This window comes from Kitasatospora sp. NPDC094015 (assembly GCF_040304075.1).
In the GTDB taxonomy this organism is placed as follows: domain Bacteria; phylum Actinomycetota; class Actinomycetes; order Streptomycetales; family Streptomycetaceae; genus Kitasatospora.
Genome location: NZ_JBEOUL010000022.1, coordinates 1 through 18,088 on the forward strand (window position 1 = coordinate 1; position 18,088 = coordinate 18,088).

At 73.2% G+C, this 18,088-nt stretch carries 16 protein-coding genes and 1 pseudogene; 6 read left to right on the forward strand and 11 right to left on the reverse strand.

What is annotated here, in order from left to right:
* Nucleotide 1: 1 nt before the first annotated feature.
* Nucleotides 2-61: pseudogene (locus ABT014_RS23710) on the forward strand (asparagine synthase-related protein); the annotation flags it as partial.
* A gap of 50 nt (nt 62-111) precedes the next feature.
* Here the strand turns inward: ABT014_RS23710 and pyrE are convergent.
* The 4 genes from pyrE to ABT014_RS23730 all read right to left on the reverse strand — a co-directional run bounded on the left by pyrE (nt 112) and on the right by ABT014_RS23730 (nt 3,970).
* Nucleotides 112-651 (reverse strand): orotate phosphoribosyltransferase, encoded by a 540-nt coding sequence (pyrE, locus tag ABT014_RS23715; protein ID WP_350641043.1) that lies wholly within the window; start codon nt 649-651, stop codon nt 112-114.
* A gap of 34 nt (nt 652-685) precedes the next feature.
* Nucleotides 686-1,543: an SRPBCC family protein gene (locus tag ABT014_RS23720; protein WP_350641044.1), complete on the reverse strand. Its 858-nt coding sequence runs from the start codon at nt 1,541-1,543 to the stop codon at nt 686-688.
* A 140-nt stretch (nt 1,544-1,683) separates the two neighbouring features.
* A complete protein-coding gene (locus ABT014_RS23725; protein WP_350641045.1) occupies nt 1,684-3,336 on the reverse strand; it encodes a spermine/spermidine synthase domain-containing protein in 1,653 nt (550 codons plus the stop codon).
* 100 nt (nt 3,337-3,436) lie between these two features.
* Nucleotides 3,437-3,970 carry a DUF2617 family protein gene (locus ABT014_RS23730; protein WP_350641047.1) on the reverse strand — a complete coding sequence of 178 codons (534 nt, stop codon included), beginning with the start codon at nt 3,968-3,970 and terminating at the stop codon, nt 3,437-3,439.
* A 492-nt stretch (nt 3,971-4,462) separates the two neighbouring features.
* Between ABT014_RS23730 and ABT014_RS23735 the strand changes: the two genes are divergently transcribed.
* Complete coding sequence (locus ABT014_RS23735; protein WP_350641049.1) at nt 4,463-4,777, forward strand: hypothetical protein; 315 nt, start codon at nt 4,463-4,465, stop codon at nt 4,775-4,777.
* Between the two features lie 126 nt (nt 4,778-4,903).
* On the opposite strand, the gene ABT014_RS23740 is transcribed toward ABT014_RS23735, so the two are convergent.
* The 4 genes from ABT014_RS23740 to ABT014_RS23755 form a co-directional block, all read right to left on the reverse strand.
* The gene (locus tag ABT014_RS23740) at nt 4,904-6,064 is read right to left on the reverse strand and encodes a pyridoxal phosphate-dependent aminotransferase (protein WP_350641050.1); all 1,161 of its coding nucleotides are present in this window, start codon (nt 6,062-6,064) and stop codon (nt 4,904-4,906) included.
* Nucleotides 6,065-6,212: 148 nt separating this feature from the next.
* Nucleotides 6,213-6,773, reverse strand: a complete 561-nt coding sequence (locus ABT014_RS23745; protein WP_350641051.1) for a type III secretion system chaperone family protein — start codon at nt 6,771-6,773, stop codon at nt 6,213-6,215.
* Nucleotides 6,774-6,922: 149 nt separating this feature from the next.
* Nucleotides 6,923-9,532, reverse strand: a complete 2,610-nt coding sequence (gene clpB / locus ABT014_RS23750) for an ATP-dependent chaperone ClpB (RefSeq protein ID WP_350641052.1) — start codon at nt 9,530-9,532, stop codon at nt 6,923-6,925.
* A gap of 179 nt (nt 9,533-9,711) precedes the next feature.
* The gene (locus ABT014_RS23755) at nt 9,712-10,626 is read right to left on the reverse strand and encodes a LysR family transcriptional regulator (RefSeq protein ID WP_350641053.1); all 915 of its coding nucleotides are present in this window, start codon (nt 10,624-10,626) and stop codon (nt 9,712-9,714) included.
* Nucleotides 10,627-10,697: 71 nt separating this feature from the next.
* Here ABT014_RS23755 and ABT014_RS23760 point away from each other — a divergent pair, with 71 nt between their 5' ends.
* The 3 genes from ABT014_RS23760 (at nt 10,698) to ABT014_RS23770 (ending at nt 14,964) form a co-directional block, all read left to right on the forward strand.
* The gene (locus ABT014_RS23760; RefSeq protein ID WP_350641054.1) at nt 10,698-11,819 is read left to right on the forward strand and encodes a TDT family transporter; all 1,122 of its coding nucleotides are present in this window, start codon (nt 10,698-10,700) and stop codon (nt 11,817-11,819) included.
* Between the two features lie 951 nt (nt 11,820-12,770).
* Complete coding sequence (locus tag ABT014_RS23765; RefSeq protein ID WP_350641055.1) at nt 12,771-13,748, forward strand: LuxR family transcriptional regulator; 978 nt, start codon at nt 12,771-12,773, stop codon at nt 13,746-13,748.
* 238 nt (nt 13,749-13,986) lie between these two features.
* Entirely contained in the window at nt 13,987-14,964 is a 978-nt protein-coding gene (locus tag ABT014_RS23770) for a LuxR C-terminal-related transcriptional regulator (protein ID WP_350641056.1), read from the forward strand.
* Nucleotides 14,965-14,981: 17 nt separating this feature from the next.
* On the opposite strand, the gene ABT014_RS23775 is transcribed toward ABT014_RS23770, so the two are convergent.
* Nucleotides 14,982-15,608 (reverse strand): hypothetical protein, encoded by a 627-nt coding sequence (locus ABT014_RS23775; RefSeq protein WP_350641057.1) that lies wholly within the window; start codon nt 15,606-15,608, stop codon nt 14,982-14,984.
* A gap of 366 nt (nt 15,609-15,974) precedes the next feature.
* Between ABT014_RS23775 and ABT014_RS23780 the strand changes: the two genes are divergently transcribed.
* A complete protein-coding gene (locus ABT014_RS23780; protein WP_350641058.1) occupies nt 15,975-16,139 on the forward strand; it encodes a hypothetical protein in 165 nt (54 codons plus the stop codon).
* A gap of 213 nt (nt 16,140-16,352) precedes the next feature.
* On the opposite strand, the gene ABT014_RS23785 is transcribed toward ABT014_RS23780, so the two are convergent.
* Together ABT014_RS23785 and ABT014_RS23790 are read right to left on the reverse strand one after the other, a co-directional pair.
* Complete coding sequence (locus ABT014_RS23785) at nt 16,353-17,369, reverse strand: helix-turn-helix domain-containing protein (protein ID WP_350641059.1); 1,017 nt, start codon at nt 17,367-17,369, stop codon at nt 16,353-16,355.
* Between the two features lie 214 nt (nt 17,370-17,583).
* Nucleotides 17,584-18,087 (reverse strand): heat shock protein transcriptional repressor HspR, encoded by a 504-nt coding sequence (locus ABT014_RS23790; RefSeq protein ID WP_350641060.1) that lies wholly within the window; start codon nt 18,085-18,087, stop codon nt 17,584-17,586.
* Nucleotide 18,088: the final 1 nt, after the last annotated feature.

Consider the following 18,088-nt stretch of genomic DNA (forward strand, 5'->3'; position numbering starts at 1 on the left):
GCTGCTCTCCGGCGGGCTGGACTCCAGCGCCGTCACCGCGCTGGCCGCCCGGGAGTCACGTGAAACAACGCGGCCCACCGGCCGCTACGACGGGCGGGTGCCCGAAAGGGCTCAGCCCAGGTCGAGGTCGTCCAGGGTGTACGCCGTCAGGTACGGCAGGCCCGCCTGCTCGATCGCCGGGGCGGCGCCGCGCTCCACGATCACCGCGACGCCGACCACCTCGGCACCCGCCTCGCGCAGCGCCTCGACCGCGGTCAGCACCGAGCCGCCGGTGGTGGAGGTGTCCTCGACCGCCAGCACCCGGCGGCCCTTCACGTCCGGGCCCTCGATCCGGCGCTGCAGGCCGTGCGCCTTGCCGGCCTTGCGGACCACGAAGGCGTCCAGCTTGCGCCCGCGGGCGGCGGCGGCGTGCAGCATCGCGGCCGCGACCGGGTCCGCGCCCAGGGTCAGCCCGCCCACCGCGTCGTACTCCAGCTCGGCGGTGGCGTCCAGCATCACCGCGCCGACCAGCGGCGCCGCCTCGGCGTCCAGCGTGATCCGGCGCAGGTCGACGTAGTAGTCGGCCTCCAGCCCGGAGGAGAGGGTCACCTTGCCGTGTACAACGGCCTTGTCCTTGATCTGCGCCAGCAGGGCGTCGCGGTCGTTGCTCATGAGCAGTCAGTCTAAGCCGTACCGCCGCCGACGATCAGCGCCGGCGCAGCGCGCGGACCAGCACCACGGCCCCGCCCAGCAGCGCCACCCCACCGCCGATCACCCACGGCATCGCGCTGCGCTCACCACCCGAGCCGGAGAGCAGCGTGGGCTCCACCCCGCCCCAGCGGGAGGCCGCCCGGGCCCGGGCACTGTGGGCCGGGGTGGCCGGGGCGTACCGCCCGCGCGGCGGGGCGTGGTCGACCTCCTCGGCCGAGCGCCCGACGATGCTGCGCCGCACCGGCCCGGCCAGCACCGGCTCCGGGTCGAACGGCCCGGGGCCCGGGTCGGCCGGCTGCTCGGCGTCGGAGAACGAGATCAGGTCGGACAGGTCGTCGTCCAGGTCGCGCTCGGCGGCGTGGTCCTCCAGGTACACCACCGTGGCGGTGGGCTGCTCGGGCTCCGGCTCCTCGGCCGGCTCCGCCAGCGCGGCCACCAGCGCCGCCGCGCCGCGCTCCAGCAGCCGCCGGCCCGCCGCCGTCCGCACGGCCGGGTCGAAGCCGGCCAGCCGGCCGCCCGGCTCCACGCTCGCGGTCAGCCGCAGCAGCGTGCCGTCCGGGACCTCCTCCAGGGCGAACCGCAGGGTCGCCGTGAAGTGCCCGTCACCGCGGACCTCGGTGCCGGTCAGGACCGCCCGGACGCCCTCCTCCGCCTCGTCGGCCAGCCCGGCGTAGGCGACGTAGGTGATGGTGGAGCCGCCGATCCGCAGCCTCAGCCGGCCGCCCACGTCCTGCTCGGAGGACTCCTCCGGCACGACGGTCAGGCCGGGCACGCAGGCGGCCAGCAGCTCCTGATCGGCCAGGGCCTGCCGGACGTCCTCGACCGGCAGCGGGACGACAACCTCATGCTCCATGGTTGCGAGCCTACCGACCCCGCAGGCCGGTGCGGAGAGTTGCGCCGAGGTTGGACCGGCCGGGCGACGCGCAGTACACGTACGGAGCCCTCGCCGCCCGCCGCCCCACCCGACCACCCGGTGCGGATCGCCCCGAACGGTCAGCCGAGCAGGTGGTGCGGGCCGGGCCCGCCGGCCGGGCGGTGGGCGGCCAGGGTGGCGGCGGACGCCCGCAGGCCGTCCTCGGTGAGCGAGCGGGGCGGCGGCCCGTCGCCGTCCAGGGCCAGCACCGGCCGGCCCCGGGCGGCCAGTACGAAGGCCGGCCGCGGCGGCCGGTGGCCGGCCCCGCAGCCCGGCGCCGGCCCGGTGCTGCCCAGATAGGGGACGGTGCCGAGCCCGGCCTCGCGCAGCCCCGCCTCGACGGCCCACAGCTCGGACTCGGCCGGGCCGGTGCGGACCGCGATCCGGCCCTCGGGCGCCAGCCGGCGGGCCGCCAGCCCGAAGAACTCCAGCGACCGGTACCGCAGGTCGGGGGTCTGCTCCGCCAGGTCGGAGATGATCACGTCGAACGGGCCGCCGCCGGTGCGCAGCCAGGTCAGCGGCTCGGCGGTCAGCAGCCGGACCCGGGGGTCGTCCAGCGCGTGCTCGTTCAGCGCGGACAGCGCCGGGTCACGCCGGGCCAGCTCGGACAGCTCCGGGTCGCGCTCGACCACCAGCACCGAGCGGACCGAGGGGTGCCGGAGTACCTCGCGCAGCGCCAGCCCGTCCCCGCCGAGCAGCAGCACCCGGGCGCCGGGCCGGGCGGCCAGCGCCGGGTGCACCAGCGCCTCGTGGTCCCGGTACTCGTCCGGCCCGCACACCACCGGGCGGCCGTCCAGGAACAGCTCCAGCGGGCCGCCGGCCGACCGCTGCGCCGGGACCCGCGGGTCGGACGGCCCGGTCAGCACGATCTCGTGGAACCGGCTCTGGGTGGCCAGCCGCACCTGAGCGCCGTAGAGCGCGTGCCGGGCCGCCCGTTCGATCGCGCCGGTGCAGGCGGCGGCCGCCGCGAGGACGGCCAGCACCAGCCCGCAGCCGGTCCACAGCAGCAGCCGGGTGCGCGGGGCGGGCTCGTCCCGGAACAGCCAGAGCACCACGGCGGCGCCCGCCACCGCGTTCACCGCGCCGGTGACCAGGGCGCCGGTGGCCTGGCCGAAGGCGGGCAGCAGCAGGAACGGGAAGGTCAGGCCGCCGACCAGGGCGCCCACGTAGTCGGCGGCGAACAGGTCGGCGGCGGCCCGGCCCGCCTCCTCCCGCCGGATCCGCTGGATCAGCGTCATCAGCAGCGGGATCTCGGCGCCGATCAGCACCCCGATCACCAGCGTGGTGCCGACCAGTCCGGTGGTGGTGGCCCGGTACCGGTCGAGCCACGCCCAGCAGGACTGGAGCGCCAGCACGGAGAGGCCGCCGACCAGCGCGAGGGTGCACTCGACCAGGGCGAAGAAGGTGGCCGGCCGCCGGGTGAGCCGCTTGGCGAGCAGCGAGCCGAGGCCCATCGCGAAGACCATCACCGAGAGCACCACCGAGGTCTGGGTCATCGACTCGCCCAGCAGGTAGCCGCCCAGCGCGACCAGCTCCAGCTCGTACACCAGGCCGCAGGCCGCGCAGACGAAGGCGGCCAGCAGGACTATCGGCCGGGCCGAGCGCGGGCGGACCCGGCCGCCCGAACCGGCCCGCGCTCGGATCGCCCGGGCGCCCGACTCCCTGGTCAGCGCGGTTTCGGGCGGGCCGTCGAGGTCCGGCCCGGCGGGCTTTCCGGTCGAATGGCTGATCATGGACAAACGCTAGGCGAGAACCGACTCCGATAGCTGCACCCATTCGGTGGACAGTGGCGAAAGTCGGTTGACGAATCGTTGTCATGTGCCATTCGGCGGGTTATTGGGCGGCGTTCGGATACCGGCGCACCACCAGGGACGAGCGGGTGCACACCAGCCGCCCCTCCTGCGGGTAGGCGTGCCAGGTGCGCCACAGCACCCGCCGCTCCTCGCAGTGCGCGACCAGCGCGGTGAAGGCGCTCGGGTCGCCCGGGAAGACCCCGGCCAGCGCGTGCGGATGGCTCTCCACCAGGGCCAGCAGCTCCTGCGCCCGGGCGGCGAAGACGTGCGGCGGCAGCTCCTCGATCCGGGCCGCGAACTCGTACTCCCAGCCCGCCACCTGCTCGGCCACCCGGGCGGGCAGCGGGGTGCGGCGGCCGGGCAGGCAGGCGACGGTCTCCAGGCAGTCGCCGGGGCCGGCGGCGAGGACGACCTGGTGCGACGCGCCCAGCAGGCGCAGCTGCAGGGTGCCGCCGGACAGGTGGTCGAGGCTGAGGTCGCGCACGGCCAGGGCGGGCAGCGGTTCGCCGCCCAGGCACCAGGCGAGGTCGCCGGCGCGGGTGTCCGTGTAGGAGGTCTGCAGTGTGGTGAGCATGCTCGGGCTCCGCGTTTCAGCTCCGTGCGCGCCGGCCGCGCAGCGCCGGACCCGGCCGGTTGGCAGGGGGCTGATCGGAGCTGTGCGGTCCAGGACGCGGCCGACCGTGGAAGGAAGGATTCCGGCTGGAGATTCAGCAGCAGAGAAGCACGAATTCTCCGGGTCCGTCAGGGATTTACCCATCTTTGCCAAGCATTCACCGTTCTGGGCGCAGCGCCAGATCTGGTGTGACCATCCAGGGGGCGGACCTTGCTCATAGCGCGCCCCGTGCCTACGCGCACGCGCCGCGCGCGCCTGGTGTGCGCCCCCATGCGCGGTGGCGTTCGTGACGCCGCCCGTTCGAGTGCGCCCCCCGAACGGCCCTGCCCGGGATGCGTCCTGGCACCGCGTCGGATACCGCCCCACCGGAACCGTGTGGCCGCCCGGTTCGTCCGTCCCTCCGGCACGTGGCGGACGGGCTCGTGCGACCGAGCCGAAAGGTGGGGATCTCCGATGGGATGGACGGCCAGGGACATTCCCGGCTGGCGTGGGGACCGCAGCCTCCGGAACTTCTACCAGGGTGCCCTGCACCCGGAGATGATCAACGACATCGCCCTGTACAAGGCCTCGGCCACGGGCGGGACCGACTACGCCAGGGCGTTGCGGGCGAGTCTGGAGTACCTGCTGGAACACCGCCCCGCATCGGTCGGCCAGTGGTGGAGCCTCACGCGGTACTCCTTCGACTCGGAGGAGGAGTTGTACCGCTACCTGCAGGACCTCCACGCCTACTTCTACGGGGATCGCGCCGAGGAACCGATCGCCCCCTGACCCGTTCCGCAGCCAGGAGTCCGGGGCCGGGACAGCCCGGGCGGAACCGCACAGGAGGTTGGTTCGTCCCTGGAGTCGTACGACTACTTCCTCGGGGACCGGAAACTGCCGGCGCCCGGGCGATGGTCAGAGCCGCCGGAGCCGGGTGACGGCCTCTTCGAGGACGCTGTCCTGCTTGCAGAAGGTGAAGCGGACCAGGCTCCGGCCCGCCTCGGTGTCGTCGTAGAAGACGGCGTTGGGGATGGCGACCACGCCGCAGCGCTCGGGGAGGCGGCGGCAGAACTCGATGCCGTCCTTCTCGCCGAGCGGGGTGATGTCGGTGGTGATGAAGTACGTGCCCTCGGGGCGGAAGACGCCGAACCCGGCGGCTTCCAGGCCGTCGGCGAGCAGGTCGCGCTTGCGGGCGAGGTCGGCCCGGAAGTCCGTGAAGTAGCTGTCGGGCAGCCGCAGGGCCTCGGCGACGGCGTACTGGAACGGGCCCGCGGAGACGTAGGTCAGGTACTGCTTGGCGGTCCGCACGGCGGCCACCAGCTCCGGGGTGCCGGTCACCCAGCCGACCTTCCAGCCGGTGAAGGAGAAGGTCTTGCCGGCGGAGGAGATCGAGACGGTCCGCCCGCGCATCCCCGGCAGGTCGGCGATCGGGTGGTGGCCGCCGCTGAACACCAGGTGCTCGTAGACCTCGTCGGTGACCACCAACAGGTCGCGCTCGACGGCGAGTTCGGCGATCGCGCCGAGCTCGGCGGGGGAGAGCACCAGCCCGGTCGGGTTGTGCGGGGAGTTGAGCAGCAGCAGCCGGGTGCGCGGGGTGACCAGCGCGCGCAGCTCGTCCAGGTCGGGACGGAACGAGGGCCGGCGCAGCGTCAGCGGTACCCGGACGGCGCCGGCCATGGCGATGCAGGCGGCGTACGAGTCGTAGAACGGCTCCAACGCGATCACCTCGTCGCCGGGCTCCAGCAGCGCGAGCAGCGCGGCGGCGATCGCCTCGGTGGCGCCGGCGGTGACCAGCACCTCGGTGTCGGGGTCGTACGCGAGGCCGTAGAAGCGCTGCTGGTGCTCGGCGATCGCCGCCCGCAGCTCGGGGACGCCGGGGCCCGGCGGGTACTGGTTGCCGCGGCCCTCGCGCAGTGCCCGCACCGCCGCCTCGCGGACCTCCGTGGGCCCGTCGGTGTCCGGGAACCCCTGGCCGAGGTTGATCGAGCCGGTCGCGGTGGCCAGCGCGGACATCTCCGCGAAGATCGTCGTCCCCATCCCCGCCAGCCGGCGGTTCAGCAACGGTCGCTCGCTCATTCCGGGCTCCTCAGCTCGTCGTCGGGCTCATCCTCGACGGCCGCGCGCCACGGGACAAGCCCGCACCGGCGCGCCGCGCCCGGTGGCACGGCGACGGCCCGCCCCCGGGGTGGGGGCGGGCCGTCGCGGTGGTGCGGGGGAGCGGGGATCAGCCCTCGTCGGTGGCGTCGCCGTCGGCGTCGCCGCCCTCGGTCTCGATCTCCTTCTGGAGGCCGAGGCGCTCGACGATCCACTGCTCGAAGCCGACCGAGGCCTGGGTCCAGTTGGCCGTGGTGGAGACGAAGTAGTCCAGGTTGACGCCGGTGCCGACGATCATCTGGGACTCGCCGATCAGGCGGACCACGCCGTCCTCGTGGGTGTGGGTGTACACCTTGGGCCAGAGGGTCTCGCGGTTCCACTCGTCGATCAGGTCGAGGATCTCGGCCTTCTGCTCCAGCGGGTACGGGCGGTCGTAGAAGGCACGGACCGCGAAGAGCTCCTTCTGCTCGCCGCGGAACATGTAGTAGACGCGGAAGCCCTCCCAGGGCGCGGTGAGGTCGCCCTCCTCGTCCACCACGTGCTTGAGCTGCATCTGGTCGAGGAGCTGGGTCACCAGCGCCTGGTCCGGGACGATCACCGGCGGCGGACCGGCCGGACCCCCGCCCTGGCCGCCACCCTGCGGGGGCTGGGGCGCGCCGAACGACGGGATCGAGGACGGGTCAATGCTCACTGGGGGTCCCTTCACGGTTCACGAGGGTGGCTGTCCACGTGGGGCCGCCCTGCTTACCTCTCCATCCTGCCTCATCAGTGGCCTGCGGCACAGGGAGCACCTGCCTCGGTGGTCGCTTCCGCGGCGGCCCGCGGAAGCGACCACCCGGGTCACTTGACCAGCGACGTCCGGCCGGACACCGAGAGCCGGTCGCCGACCTCGTCCAGGTCGACCACGACGGTGTCGCCGTCGTGCACCTGCCCGGACAGGATGGCCTTCGCCAGCTGGTCGCCGATCGCCGACTGGACCAGCCGGCGCAGCGGCCTGGCCCCGTACGCCGGGTCGTAGCCGGTCAGTGCCAGCCACTCGCGGGCGGCGTCGGTGACCTCCAGGTCGAGCCGCCGGTCGGCGAGCCGCTGGGCGAGCCGGGCGACCTGGAGGTCGACGATCCGGCTGAGCTCGGCGGTGCCCAGCGGCTCGAACACCACGATGTCGTCCAGCCGGTTCAGGAACTCCGGCTTGAAGGCGGTGCGGACCGTCTCCAGGACGAGCTCCTTCTTCCGCTCCTCCGGCGTGTTCCGGTCCACCAGGTACTGGCTGCCGAGGTTGGAGGTGAGGATCAGGATCGCGTTGCGGAAGTCCACCGTCCGGCCCTGGCCGTCGGTGAGCCGCCCGTCGTCCAGCACCTGGAGCAGCACGTCGAAGACCTCGGGGTGGGCCTTCTCCACCTCGTCCAGCAGCACCACGCTGTACGGGCGGCGCCGGACCGCCTCGGTGAGCTGGCCGCCCTCCTCGTAGCCGACGTACCCGGGCGGGGCGCCGACCAGCCGGGAGACCGAGTGCTTCTCGCCGTACTCGCTCATGTCGATCCGGACCATCGCCCGCTCGTCGTCGAACAGGAAGTCGGCCAGTGCCTTGGCCAGCTCGGTCTTGCCGACGCCGGTCGGGCCGAGGAAGAGGAAGGAGCCGGTGGGCCGGTCCGGGTCGGCGATGCCCGAGCGGGTGCGGCGCACCGCGTCGGAGACCGCCCGGACGGCCTCGTGCTGGCCGATCAGACGGCGGCCGAGCTCCTCCTCCATCCGCAGCAGCTTGGCGCTCTCGCCCTCCAGCAGGCGGCCGGCCGGGATGCCCGTCCAGGAGGCGACCACGTCGGCCACGTCGTCCGGGCCGACCTCCTCCTTCACCATCGGGGTGCCGGTGTCCTCCTCGTCCTCCGCCCCGGCCTGGCCCTCGGCCAGCTCCCGTTCGGCGGCCGGGATCTCGGCGTACATCAGCTTCGACGCGCGCTCGAAGTCGCCGTCCCGCTCGGCCCGTTCGAGGGCGCCGCGCAGGTCGTCCAGCCGCTCCTTGAGTGCGCCGACCCGGTTGAGCGCCTTCTTCTCCTGCTCCCAGCGGGCGTTGAGGGTGCTCAACTGCTCCTGCCGGTCGGCCAGATCGCGCCGCAGTCGGGCCAGCCGGTCGACCGACGCGGGGTCGGACTCCTTCTCCAGCGCCAGCTCCTCCATCCGCAACCGGTCGACCGAGCGCTGGAGTTGGTCGATCTCGACCGGGGAGGAGTCGATCTCCATCCGCAGCCGCGAGGCCGACTCGTCGACCAGGTCGATCGCCTTGTCGGGCAGGAATCGGGCGGTGATGTACCGGTTGGACAGGGTGGCGGCGGCGACCAGCGCGGCGTCCGAGATCTGCACCTTGTGGTGGGCCTCGTAGCGGCCCTTCAGCCCGCGCAGGATCGCGACCGTGTCCTCCACGCTCGGCTCGCCGACCAGCACCTGCTGGAAGCGGCGCTCCAGGGCCGGGTCCTTCTCGATCCGCTCGCGGTACTCGTCCAGGGTGGTGGCGCCGACCATCCGCAGCTCGCCGCGGGCCAGCATCGGCTTCAGCATGTTGCCCGCGTCCATCGCGGAGTCGCCGCCGGCGCCCGCGCCGACCATGGTGTGCAGCTCGTCGATGAAGGTGATCACCTGGCCGTCGCTGGCCTTGATGTCGTTCAGGACGGCCTTCAGCCGCTCCTCGAACTCGCCCCGGTACTTGGCGCCGGCCACCATCGCGCTGAGGTCGAGCGCGACCAGCCGCTTGCCGCGCAGCGACTCGGGCACGTCGCCGGCCACGATCCGCTGGGCCAGCCCCTCGACCACGGCGGTCTTGCCGACACCGGGGTCGCCGATCAGCACCGGGTTGTTCTTGGTCCGGCGGGAGAGCACCTGGACCACCCGGCGGATCTCCTGGTCCCGGCCGATCACCGGGTCGAGCTTGCCGTCCCGCGCCGCCTGGGTGAGGTCCGCGCCGTACTTCTCCAGCGCCTTGTAGGTGCCCTCCGGGTCGGCGGAGGTGACCCGCGCGCTGCCCCGCACGTCCTTGAAGGCGGCCAGCAGCGCCTTGGCGGTGGCGCCGTGCTGCGTCAGCAGGTCGGCCACCGCGCCGCCCTCGGCGGCCAGCCCGACCATCAGGTGCTCGGTGGACAGGTACTGGTCGTCCAGGTCGGCGGCGCGCTTGCCCGCCTCGTCGAGGACGGCCATGGTGTCGCGGGCCAGGTTGGGCGCGGCCACCGTCGAGCCCTGCGCGCTGGGCAGCTCGGCGAGCCGGCGCCGGGCACCGGCCAGCACGGCCGCGGGATCGGCGCCGACGGCCTCCAGCAGCGGACGGGCGATGCCCTCGGGCTGCTCCAGGAGCGCCAGCAGGATGTGCACCGGCTTGACGTCCGGGTTTCCTGCGGCGCCGGCCTGCCGAATCGCGGCGGACAGGGCGTCCTGCGTCCTGCTGGTGAACTTGCTGGCATCCACTGCTGTCGTGCCCCTCTCCATCGGGTGTGTTCCGGACCGGAGCGGCTGGGGTCAGCCCTCTCCGTAAGTCTGCTGCTTCAAGCATGCACTAAATTGAGTCTATTCCGCTCAACTTTCTCCGTCCAGGTCCGGAATCCTGCTCCGGCCCCGCGGCCGGCAGCCCTTCACGGTGGGCCCGCTCAGCCGCGTCTGGGCAGCTTCCGGGTCAGCCCCAGCAGCTCCCGGGCCGGCCCCGCCGGCCGCTGGCCCGCCGGCCAGACCGCGCGCAGCGGCCGGTGCAGGTCCACCCCCGTGAGCGGGACCTCGACCAGCCGGCGGGTGGCCAGCTCCTCCACCACGGCCAGCTCGCTCAGGCAGACCGGACCGGCCCCGGTCATCGCGGCCGCCTTCAGCGCCGTCGAGGAGGCCAGCTCCAGCCGGGGCGCCGCCGCACCGCCGTGGCCGGCCAGCGCCTGCTCCAGCACCTCCCGGGTGCCCGAGCCCGGCTCGCGCAGCACCAGCGGGGTGGCGGCCAGCTCCGGGCCGGTGAGCGGGGCGCGCCGCCGGGCCCACGGGTGACCGGGCCCCACCACGACCACCAGCCGGTCGGCGGCGACCACCGCCCCCGACAGCCCCGGCGGGGTGTGCGGGCCCTCCACGAAGCCGAGGTCGGCCTCGCCCGCCAGGACGTGCGCGGCCACGTCGGACGAGTTGGCCGTCCGCAGGGTCACCGCCGTCCCCGGACTCGCCTCGTGCAGCGCCAGCAGCCAGCCCGGCATCAGGTACTCGGCCACCGTCAGGCTGGCCACCACCCGCAGCCGGGCATCCCGGCGGCCGCGCAGCGCGTCGATCCCGGCGTCCAGCGCCTGCGCCGCCTCCACGACGCCGCGCGCCCACTCCACCACCAGCCGCCCCGCCTCGGTCGGCCGGGAGCCGCGCGGCGAGCGCTCCAGCAGGGCGACCCCGATCTGCCGCTCCATGCCCTTGATCCGGGCGCTGGCGGCCGGCTGGCTCACCCCCAGCTCGGCCGCGGCCCGCCCGACGCTGCCCAGCCGCACCACGGTGAGCAGCAGTTCGAGGGCGCCGATCTCGGGGACGTGCGAGGAGAGAGCCATACAGTCAGGTTATGCCCTCATAGGGCGCGCGGCGCTACCGGGCACCCGGCCCGACCAGGCACGGTGGCGGTATGGCCACCTCCCTGCTCTCCGCCCCCCGGGCGCTCGCCGACCCCGCGAGCCCCGGGCGCCGCCGGCTCGACCTCGGCCGGCTGGGCCCCAACTGGTACGCCACCGTGATGGGCACCGCGATCGTCGCCAACGGAGCCGCCGCGCTGCCGGTCGCCGTCCCCGCCCTGACCGCCTTCGGCCGGGCGGTCTGGCTGCTCTCCCTCGGGCTGCTCCCGATCCTGGTCGCGGCCCGGCTGGTGCACCTGGCCCGCCACCGCACCGCGGCCCGGACCCAGCTGCTGGACCAGCCGTCCTCGGCCGTGTTCTACGGCTGCCCGCCGATGGCGCTGCTCGCGGTCGGTTACGGCACCCTGGTGGTCGGCGCACCGGTGATCGGCACCGGCCCCGCGGTCGCCGTCGACCTGGTGCTGTGGACCGTCGGCACCCTGTACGCCGTCGCCGTCGCGGTCGGCATCCCGCTGCTGATGATCACCCGGCACCGGCTCTCCGTGCTGCGCGCCGACCCGACCTGGTTGCTGCCGGTGGTCGCCCCGCTGGTCGCGGCCTCGCTCGGCCCGGCCCTGGTCCCGCACCTGCCCGAGGGCGCGCCCCGCACGGCGATGCTCTACGGCTGCTACGCCCTGTTCGGTGCGGGGCTGCTCGCGGTGTTCGCCCTGCTGCCGGTGGTCATGGCCGCCCTGGTGCACAACAAGCTGCCGGTGCTGCTGCTGACCCCGACGCTCTTCCTGGTGCTCGGGCCGCTCGGCCAGTCCGCCACCGCCGTGAACCAGCTCGCCGACGCGGCCCGCCTCGCCGCCCCCGGGCTCGCTCCCTCGGCGCTGCACCTCGCGGTGCTGTTCGGGTCGATGGTGCTCGGCTTCGCGCTGCTCTGGCTGCCGGTGGCGGTCGCCGCCAATCTGCGGGCCTGGCGGGCCGGAATGCCGTTCGGGATGACCTGGTGGGCCTTCACCTTCCCGCTCGGAACCCTGGTCACCGGCGCCTCGGGGCTGGCCAGGCATACCGGTTTCGGCGGATTCACCGCGCTCGCGGGCGGGTTGTACGTGGTGCTGGTGGCCGTCTGGGCCGTGATCGGTGTACGCACGGTGACCGGCCTCGCGGCCGGACGGCTGTTGTCGGGTTGACCGGGCAGCGGGCGCTGAATCAGGAAATTCACTGCGATCCCGGCGGAATCCGGAACGTCATCCGCCCATTCCGGGTGGGTGTCGACCGGGGTGGTCCGGTGGGCATTTTCGCGATGGAGGGAAGAAGTCGGGGTCGATGCGGCCGGTGGGCGCCTGCCCCCCACCGGTGCGGGGTTTGTCGGGGGCGATTTCCGCCGGTGCGGCAGAACCGTCCGCCGTCTGGCATGGACATATCATCTATGCGAAACCAAACAAGTTCAACCGTAAACAAGCAAGATCGAACATCGCTGTGCCTCGACGGAGCAGGGAAGTCCGATCCCTCCCTGGGGTCTTCTGTTGGAATACGACCACTCCCGGCCGATGCTGAGATACGCGCGTAGACCCGCCTCCTGTCCCGAAAATCCCGCCCGGGGCCGGTGCGCCGGCGGATGGGAACGGCGGGTTCCGCTCCGCCGGACGGGCGGTCGGTCCGACGGAAATGTGTGAGCCGGGTGAAAAACCGGCCCGCCGGAATCCCGCCCTTTGTGGACCGGTCTGCAGGTTTATGCACTTGCGGGAACCTGCAACAGGAGAGCACTTGTTCCCCGCCCGTCACGCTGTGAAAGTGGACTCACGCCGGATCGCCGGGCAGCCGCAGCCCGATGACAGGTGACTTGCTCCTCGCAGGGTGTGACAGGTGTTGCTGCACCTGCCCGTCCACGGGAGGAGCGCCGGCCGGGACGCCATGTGTGGTGATGGCCCCCGTGCCGGAGTCGGTGAGGCGTTGCTGCTCCGCCTCGACCGAAAGCATCGTGGATCCGGTGTGACACCGGCGGGCCTCCCGGGGTTTCAGAGCGCAACTGCGCACTGGCTCCGGGGGGCACGCAGGTACCGCGGCTGCTGCCGTCCGCCCGGACCGGGCCCGCGGGCGTACGACCACGCCCGGGACGAATTCGGCAGGGAGTACGCGACGTGACGGCGCAGACGGGGCACGGCCTTCGCGGCGGCGTGCCGGACGAGCCCGCCCGCCGGCTCTACCTCGCCATCCTGGCCGACGGCGGCCGGATCCCCACCGACCGGATCACCCCCGACCAGCAGCCGAGCCTGGAGCAGCTGGTGCAGATCGGCCTGGTGATGCCGCACCCGATGGACCGCTCCTACGTCGCGGTCAGCCCGCGCCTGGTCGGCGACCGGGTCGGCGCAGACCTCCGCTCGCAGGCCACCGGGCTGCTGCTGGAGGCCGAACGGCTGCCGGACCGCCTCGCCTCGCTGACCCGCGCCTACGACGCGCTGCCGCGCGAGCCCGAGGCCCGCGACCACGTCAGCTACGTCGACGGCCAGGAACGGATCCGCCACCGCATCGCCGAACTCGTCTCCGAGTGCCGGCAGGAACTGCTCACCGTGCAGCCCGGCAGCCGCCAGCCCGACACGATGGAGCTGGCCCGCCGGCAGGACCTCGCCCTGCTGCGGCGCGGCAGCCGGATGCGCACCCTCTACCAGCCGCTGGTGCTGGCCGAGCCCGCCACCATCGCGTACGCGGCCGACCTGACCGGCAACGGTGCCGAGGTCAGGGTGCTGGACGAGAACTTCCAGCGGATGATCGTCGTCGACCGTTCGGTGGCGGTGATCCCGGCGGCCGACGACCACAGCCGGGCCGTCCTGCTCTCCGACCCGGCCACCGTGCACTTCCTGGTGATGCTCTTCGAGCGGGACTGGGGCCGCGCGGACGTCGTCCAGTGGCAGGAGGTCGACCCCCAGCGCGCGGGCCGGCTCACCGCCGACCGGATCGGCCGGCTGCTGGCGAAGGGCCTGACCCAGCGCGCCGTGGCCACCCGGCTGGGACTGAGCGAGCGGACCGTGGCGGGCCAGATCTCCCGGCTGCGGGAGCGCTACGGCGCCCAGACCCTGTTCCAGCTGGGCTGGCTGATGCGCGGCGGCGGCCGCTCCTGACCGGGGTGGCAGTCCGCTGCCACCAAGCTGCGCGGGCTGCCCCGGGCGTCCGGCGGCACCGCCGGGTGGCCCCGGCGTTCGTCCGGCTACGCTGCGAGGGCGGCCGCACGGGACGGCTCCGGGCCCGAGCGTCCGGCGGCCCGGCCGCGCCACGGGCCGCCCCGGCCGGGCGGCGCACGGTGTCCCGGCGCCGGCCGGTGGTACGGCAGCAGGCCCGGCCGATCCGGAGTGGAGCGAAGTGAACGAGTTGGTCGCGGGATCGCTGCCGAGCGCCGCCGAACGGGCCCTGTACCGCGCGGTCCTGGAGCAGGGCGGCCGGGTGCGGTTCCGCGACGTGGCCGAGCAGCACGCGGCGGTGGTGCTGCGGCTGCTGGAGCTCGGGCTGCTGGTCCACCACACCGAGGACGCCTCGCTCACGGCCGTCAACCCGCGGGCGGTCGGCGACCGGATCAGCGCCGAACTGCGCTCGGCGGGCACCAGGATGCTGGTGCAGGCCGAGGAGATGCCGACCCTCCTGGAGGAGCTGACCCGGGCGTACGACGCGACGCCGCGGCGGGTGGACCGCTCCAGCGAGGTGCAGCACGTCGACGACTTCCAGGAGATCCGGCACCGGATCCTGCAGATCGAGGCCGAGTGCCGGGAGGAGACCCTGGCGGCGCAGCCCGGCGGCGCGCGGCCGGCCGAGCACTTCGAGCAGTCGATCGCCCGGACCAGGGACTTCCTGGCGAACGGCGGCTCGATCCGGACGATCTACCAGCCGGGGGCACGGCTGGACGAGCCGACCGTCCGCTATGCCGCGCGGGTGACCGAGCTGGGCGAGCGGATCCGGGTGCTCAGCGAGCCGTTCACCCGGCTGTTCGTGTTCGACCGCCGGGTGGCGGTGATGCCCGCCTCCGCCGACAACAGCAGCGCCGCGTTCATCGAGGATCCGGCGGTGGTCAGCTTCCTGGTCGGGGTCTTCGAGCGCGACTGGGAACGGGCCGAGCGGGTCCAGTGGGGCTCAGCCCACCAGGACGTGGAGGGACTGCCGGTGCACGAGCAGGTCGGGAGGCTGCTCGCACAGGGGTTGACGCAGCGGACGATCGCCGGCCGGATGGGCCTGAGCGAGCGGACCGTGGCCGGGCACATCTCCCGGCTGCGGGAACTGCACGACGCCGAGACGCTCTTCCAACTGGGCTGGCAGATGCGGGGAGCCGAGGCGCCGCCGGCCGGTTGAGCGGGTGGCGGGACGGGTCAGCCGGTGGCGATCTCGGGCGACCAGTAGCCGTGCGGACGGGTGCTCGGGGCGGGCTGGCGGGGGATCGGGAACTGCTCGCCGGGGGCCGTCCAGAAGCCCTCGCGCAGGGACAGCGCCATGCCGGCCCAGTCCAGCGCGGTCTCGACGGTGTGGTGCAGCGCCTCCTGCGACCAGGTGTCGTCGAAGACCAGCGGCAGGACGGGGGAGACCTGCTCGATCGTGGCGATCAGCGGGTTGTGGGTGATCGCCTCGTCGACCAGCAGGACGATCGGCTTGCGCAGCGCGGAGGCCCAGCCCAGTTCCAGGCTGACCCCGGCCGACAGCGGCGCGCCGACGTAGGCGAAGACCAGGTCGGCGGTCTGCATGGCGCGGAAGTCGGAGGGCACCCGGGGCTCCGGCGCGCGGCCGGCCACCGTCCAGGCGTCGCTGTGGTGGCCGCTGTAGACGGCCGCACCGCTGCGCAGGAGCGTGGTCCGCAGGGTGGTGAGCCGGGTGCGGCTGGCCAGGGTCACCACGCTGTCGGCCGGCCCGGTCAGCCGCATCAGCGGCGCGGCCAGGAAGACCCGTGCGCGCCGGCCCTCGGGGGTCTGGGCGGCGCGATGGCGCAGGTAGGGCTCAGTCATGTCGACTCCGGGAGAGGTGGCCGGCCAAGAGAACCGATGGTGCTGGCGGGCGATGTGGTGTTGTGGTGTGTTGCCCGTGAATCGGCATCCGGCTGCTTGATCGGATGTCATAAAGTTGAACTGGCGACATCAAGCTGCGCGTTGGCGCCGGTCCTCCAGCGGGCCAGTTGATCGTCCACCGCTCCTGCCGTGCGAGTCCACCGGGTCGAGGTGGCATCTGTCTGCCTGGCAGAGAGATGCCACGCCTTTACCCTGGGACGCACCGTGACAGTTGATGGCGTTTAAGGCATCATCGGAGCGGTTGTTCGATACTTTGACTTTGTCCAGCGGGGGCACGGCATGAGAAGAGGTGGTCGTATGTCTCGCATGCGCGGTTTTGTCCGGCGCATCGTCGTTCCGCTCGCCATAGGCGCGGCTGCGCTGACCGGCGCGCTGTCGGTGGCGGGGAATTCCCAGCATGTACCCGTCAGTGCCGCCCCGGCGCATATCGCGGCTCCCCTGGCGTCCGCCGCGGATATCTCCTGGACCTGAGTACGTCTGCGCACTAGTGATCCACTCCGGCTGATCCCCGGAGCACCGGTGTCGTAGCGCCGGCCCCGAAGGTGCCCGAATCCCCGGAGACCGCACTCCCGTTCCGGGCCCCTGAGAACGTCGTCGTCCCCCGCGGGCCGTCGAGCCTCCCGGCCGTGTGGCCGCCCTGCCGGGGAGGCTCCGGCCCGGGGGCGTGCCCGGCGGGCGGCGGGGTCACTGGAAGTCGGCGGGCGGCTCCGGCGGGGCCTGGGCGGCCCGGGTGGCCAGCACGTAGCCGAGCTGGAACAGCGACTCGACGTTGTACTCCTCGCGCATCTCGGCCAGGTGCCGGGCGAGGGTGCGTTCGCTGATGCCCAACCGCCGTGCGATCACCCGGTGGTTGGTGCCCTGGAGGAGCAGGTCGATGATGGTCTGCCGCAGCCGTGAGATCACCTGCTGCGGCACGGTCCGGTCGCCGTCGAAATCCAGCCCGCGGTTCCAGTTGCGCTCGAACACCTCCTGCGCCAGGTAGTTGACGATCGCCTCGTCGCGGATGAACGCGGCCAGATTGAGATCGTCCGCCACCGGGAGCACCGCCATCCGGCGGTCGATGATGATCAGCCGGGTGTACGGCTCGTCCAGGGTGCGGAACTGACCGCCGGCCTCGGCGAGGGTCGCCACGTAATCCCGGGTGGGTTGGTGGTAGCGGGTGCTCGGGTGGTAGATCGTCCGGACCTCGGCCCCCCGGCGGAGCGTGTCGAGATCCTGCTGGATGGTCGAGGCCAGTACTTCCGGCGGGCGGGGGCCGCCGGGCTGAGCAGCGAGAATTTCCTCCACGCCATTCGCCACCGACTGCCGCAGGCGCTGGTTGATGAGGACCTTGCCGCGCACGTACTCGATTGTGCCGCCGACCTCTTTCGGGGCGTGGAATTCCTCGGCGAGATCCTGCAGCCCGCCCGGAAGTGCCACCGCCCGGGAAAGCAGTTCGAGCGCCTGGCGTTGCCAGGTACTGCTCAAACTCATCGAGAGCTGCATCGGATCGACGGCTATCAGCACATCGGGGTTGTCCGAGTCCGGTACCAGCAGCCCCAGGTGCAGCAGCTCCGAGAGGTGTTCCTTGGAGTCCGGATGAACGTCGGCCAGGGCCAGCCGGCCGTGTGCGCGGACCACGTGCCGGTAGAGCTGACGTGCTTCGGATGAGACCGGACTCGCCCCTCCCGAGGGGACACGAACGTCGTCCCGCCCGCTCATCTATGGCTCCTCGCCGTCGGCCGAACTGGGGTGCACCGGGTAGGTCGCGCCCACCTCATCGGGAATCCTAGGCGGCGGACGCCCTGGCATCCGTTCGTTCCGTCCACCAACCGGTCCCCGGATCTGCTGGTTGGCACTCTCTCACCAACGCCGAGCCGCCGGCACCCCCCTTCAGGAGGGATGTCGGCGGCTCACGGCCCGTCGGCACCGCGCGTTACCGCTTCGGCCGCCAGACCACCAGGGCGCTGGACTGCTGGACCTGCTGGTACGGCACCAGGTCACGGCGGTAGGAGGCGTGCACCGCCGCCTCGCGCTGCTGGAGCGTGCTGGCGGCGCCGTCCAGCGCGTCGGCCAGCTCGGCGATCCGCGACTGCAGCGCGGTCACCTGGTTCTCCAGCTCGATGATCCGCTTGATGCCGGCCAGGTTGATGCCCTCGTCCTGGGAGAGCCGCTGGACCTCGCGCAGCTGCTGGATGTCCCGGGCCGAGTACCGGCGGCCGCGGCCGGCCGTGCGGTCGGGGCAGACCAGCCCGAGCCGGTCGTACTGGCGCAGGGTCTGCGGGTGCAGCCCGGAGAGCTCGGCGGCCACCGAGATCACGTAGACCGGGGTGTCCTCGGTCAGCACGTAATGGGTGGGGCCGGCGGCGGCCCGCCGGCGGGCGCCGCCGGGCAGGCCCTCGCCCAGGCCGGGCCCGATCGGACCGTCGTGGTTGATCATC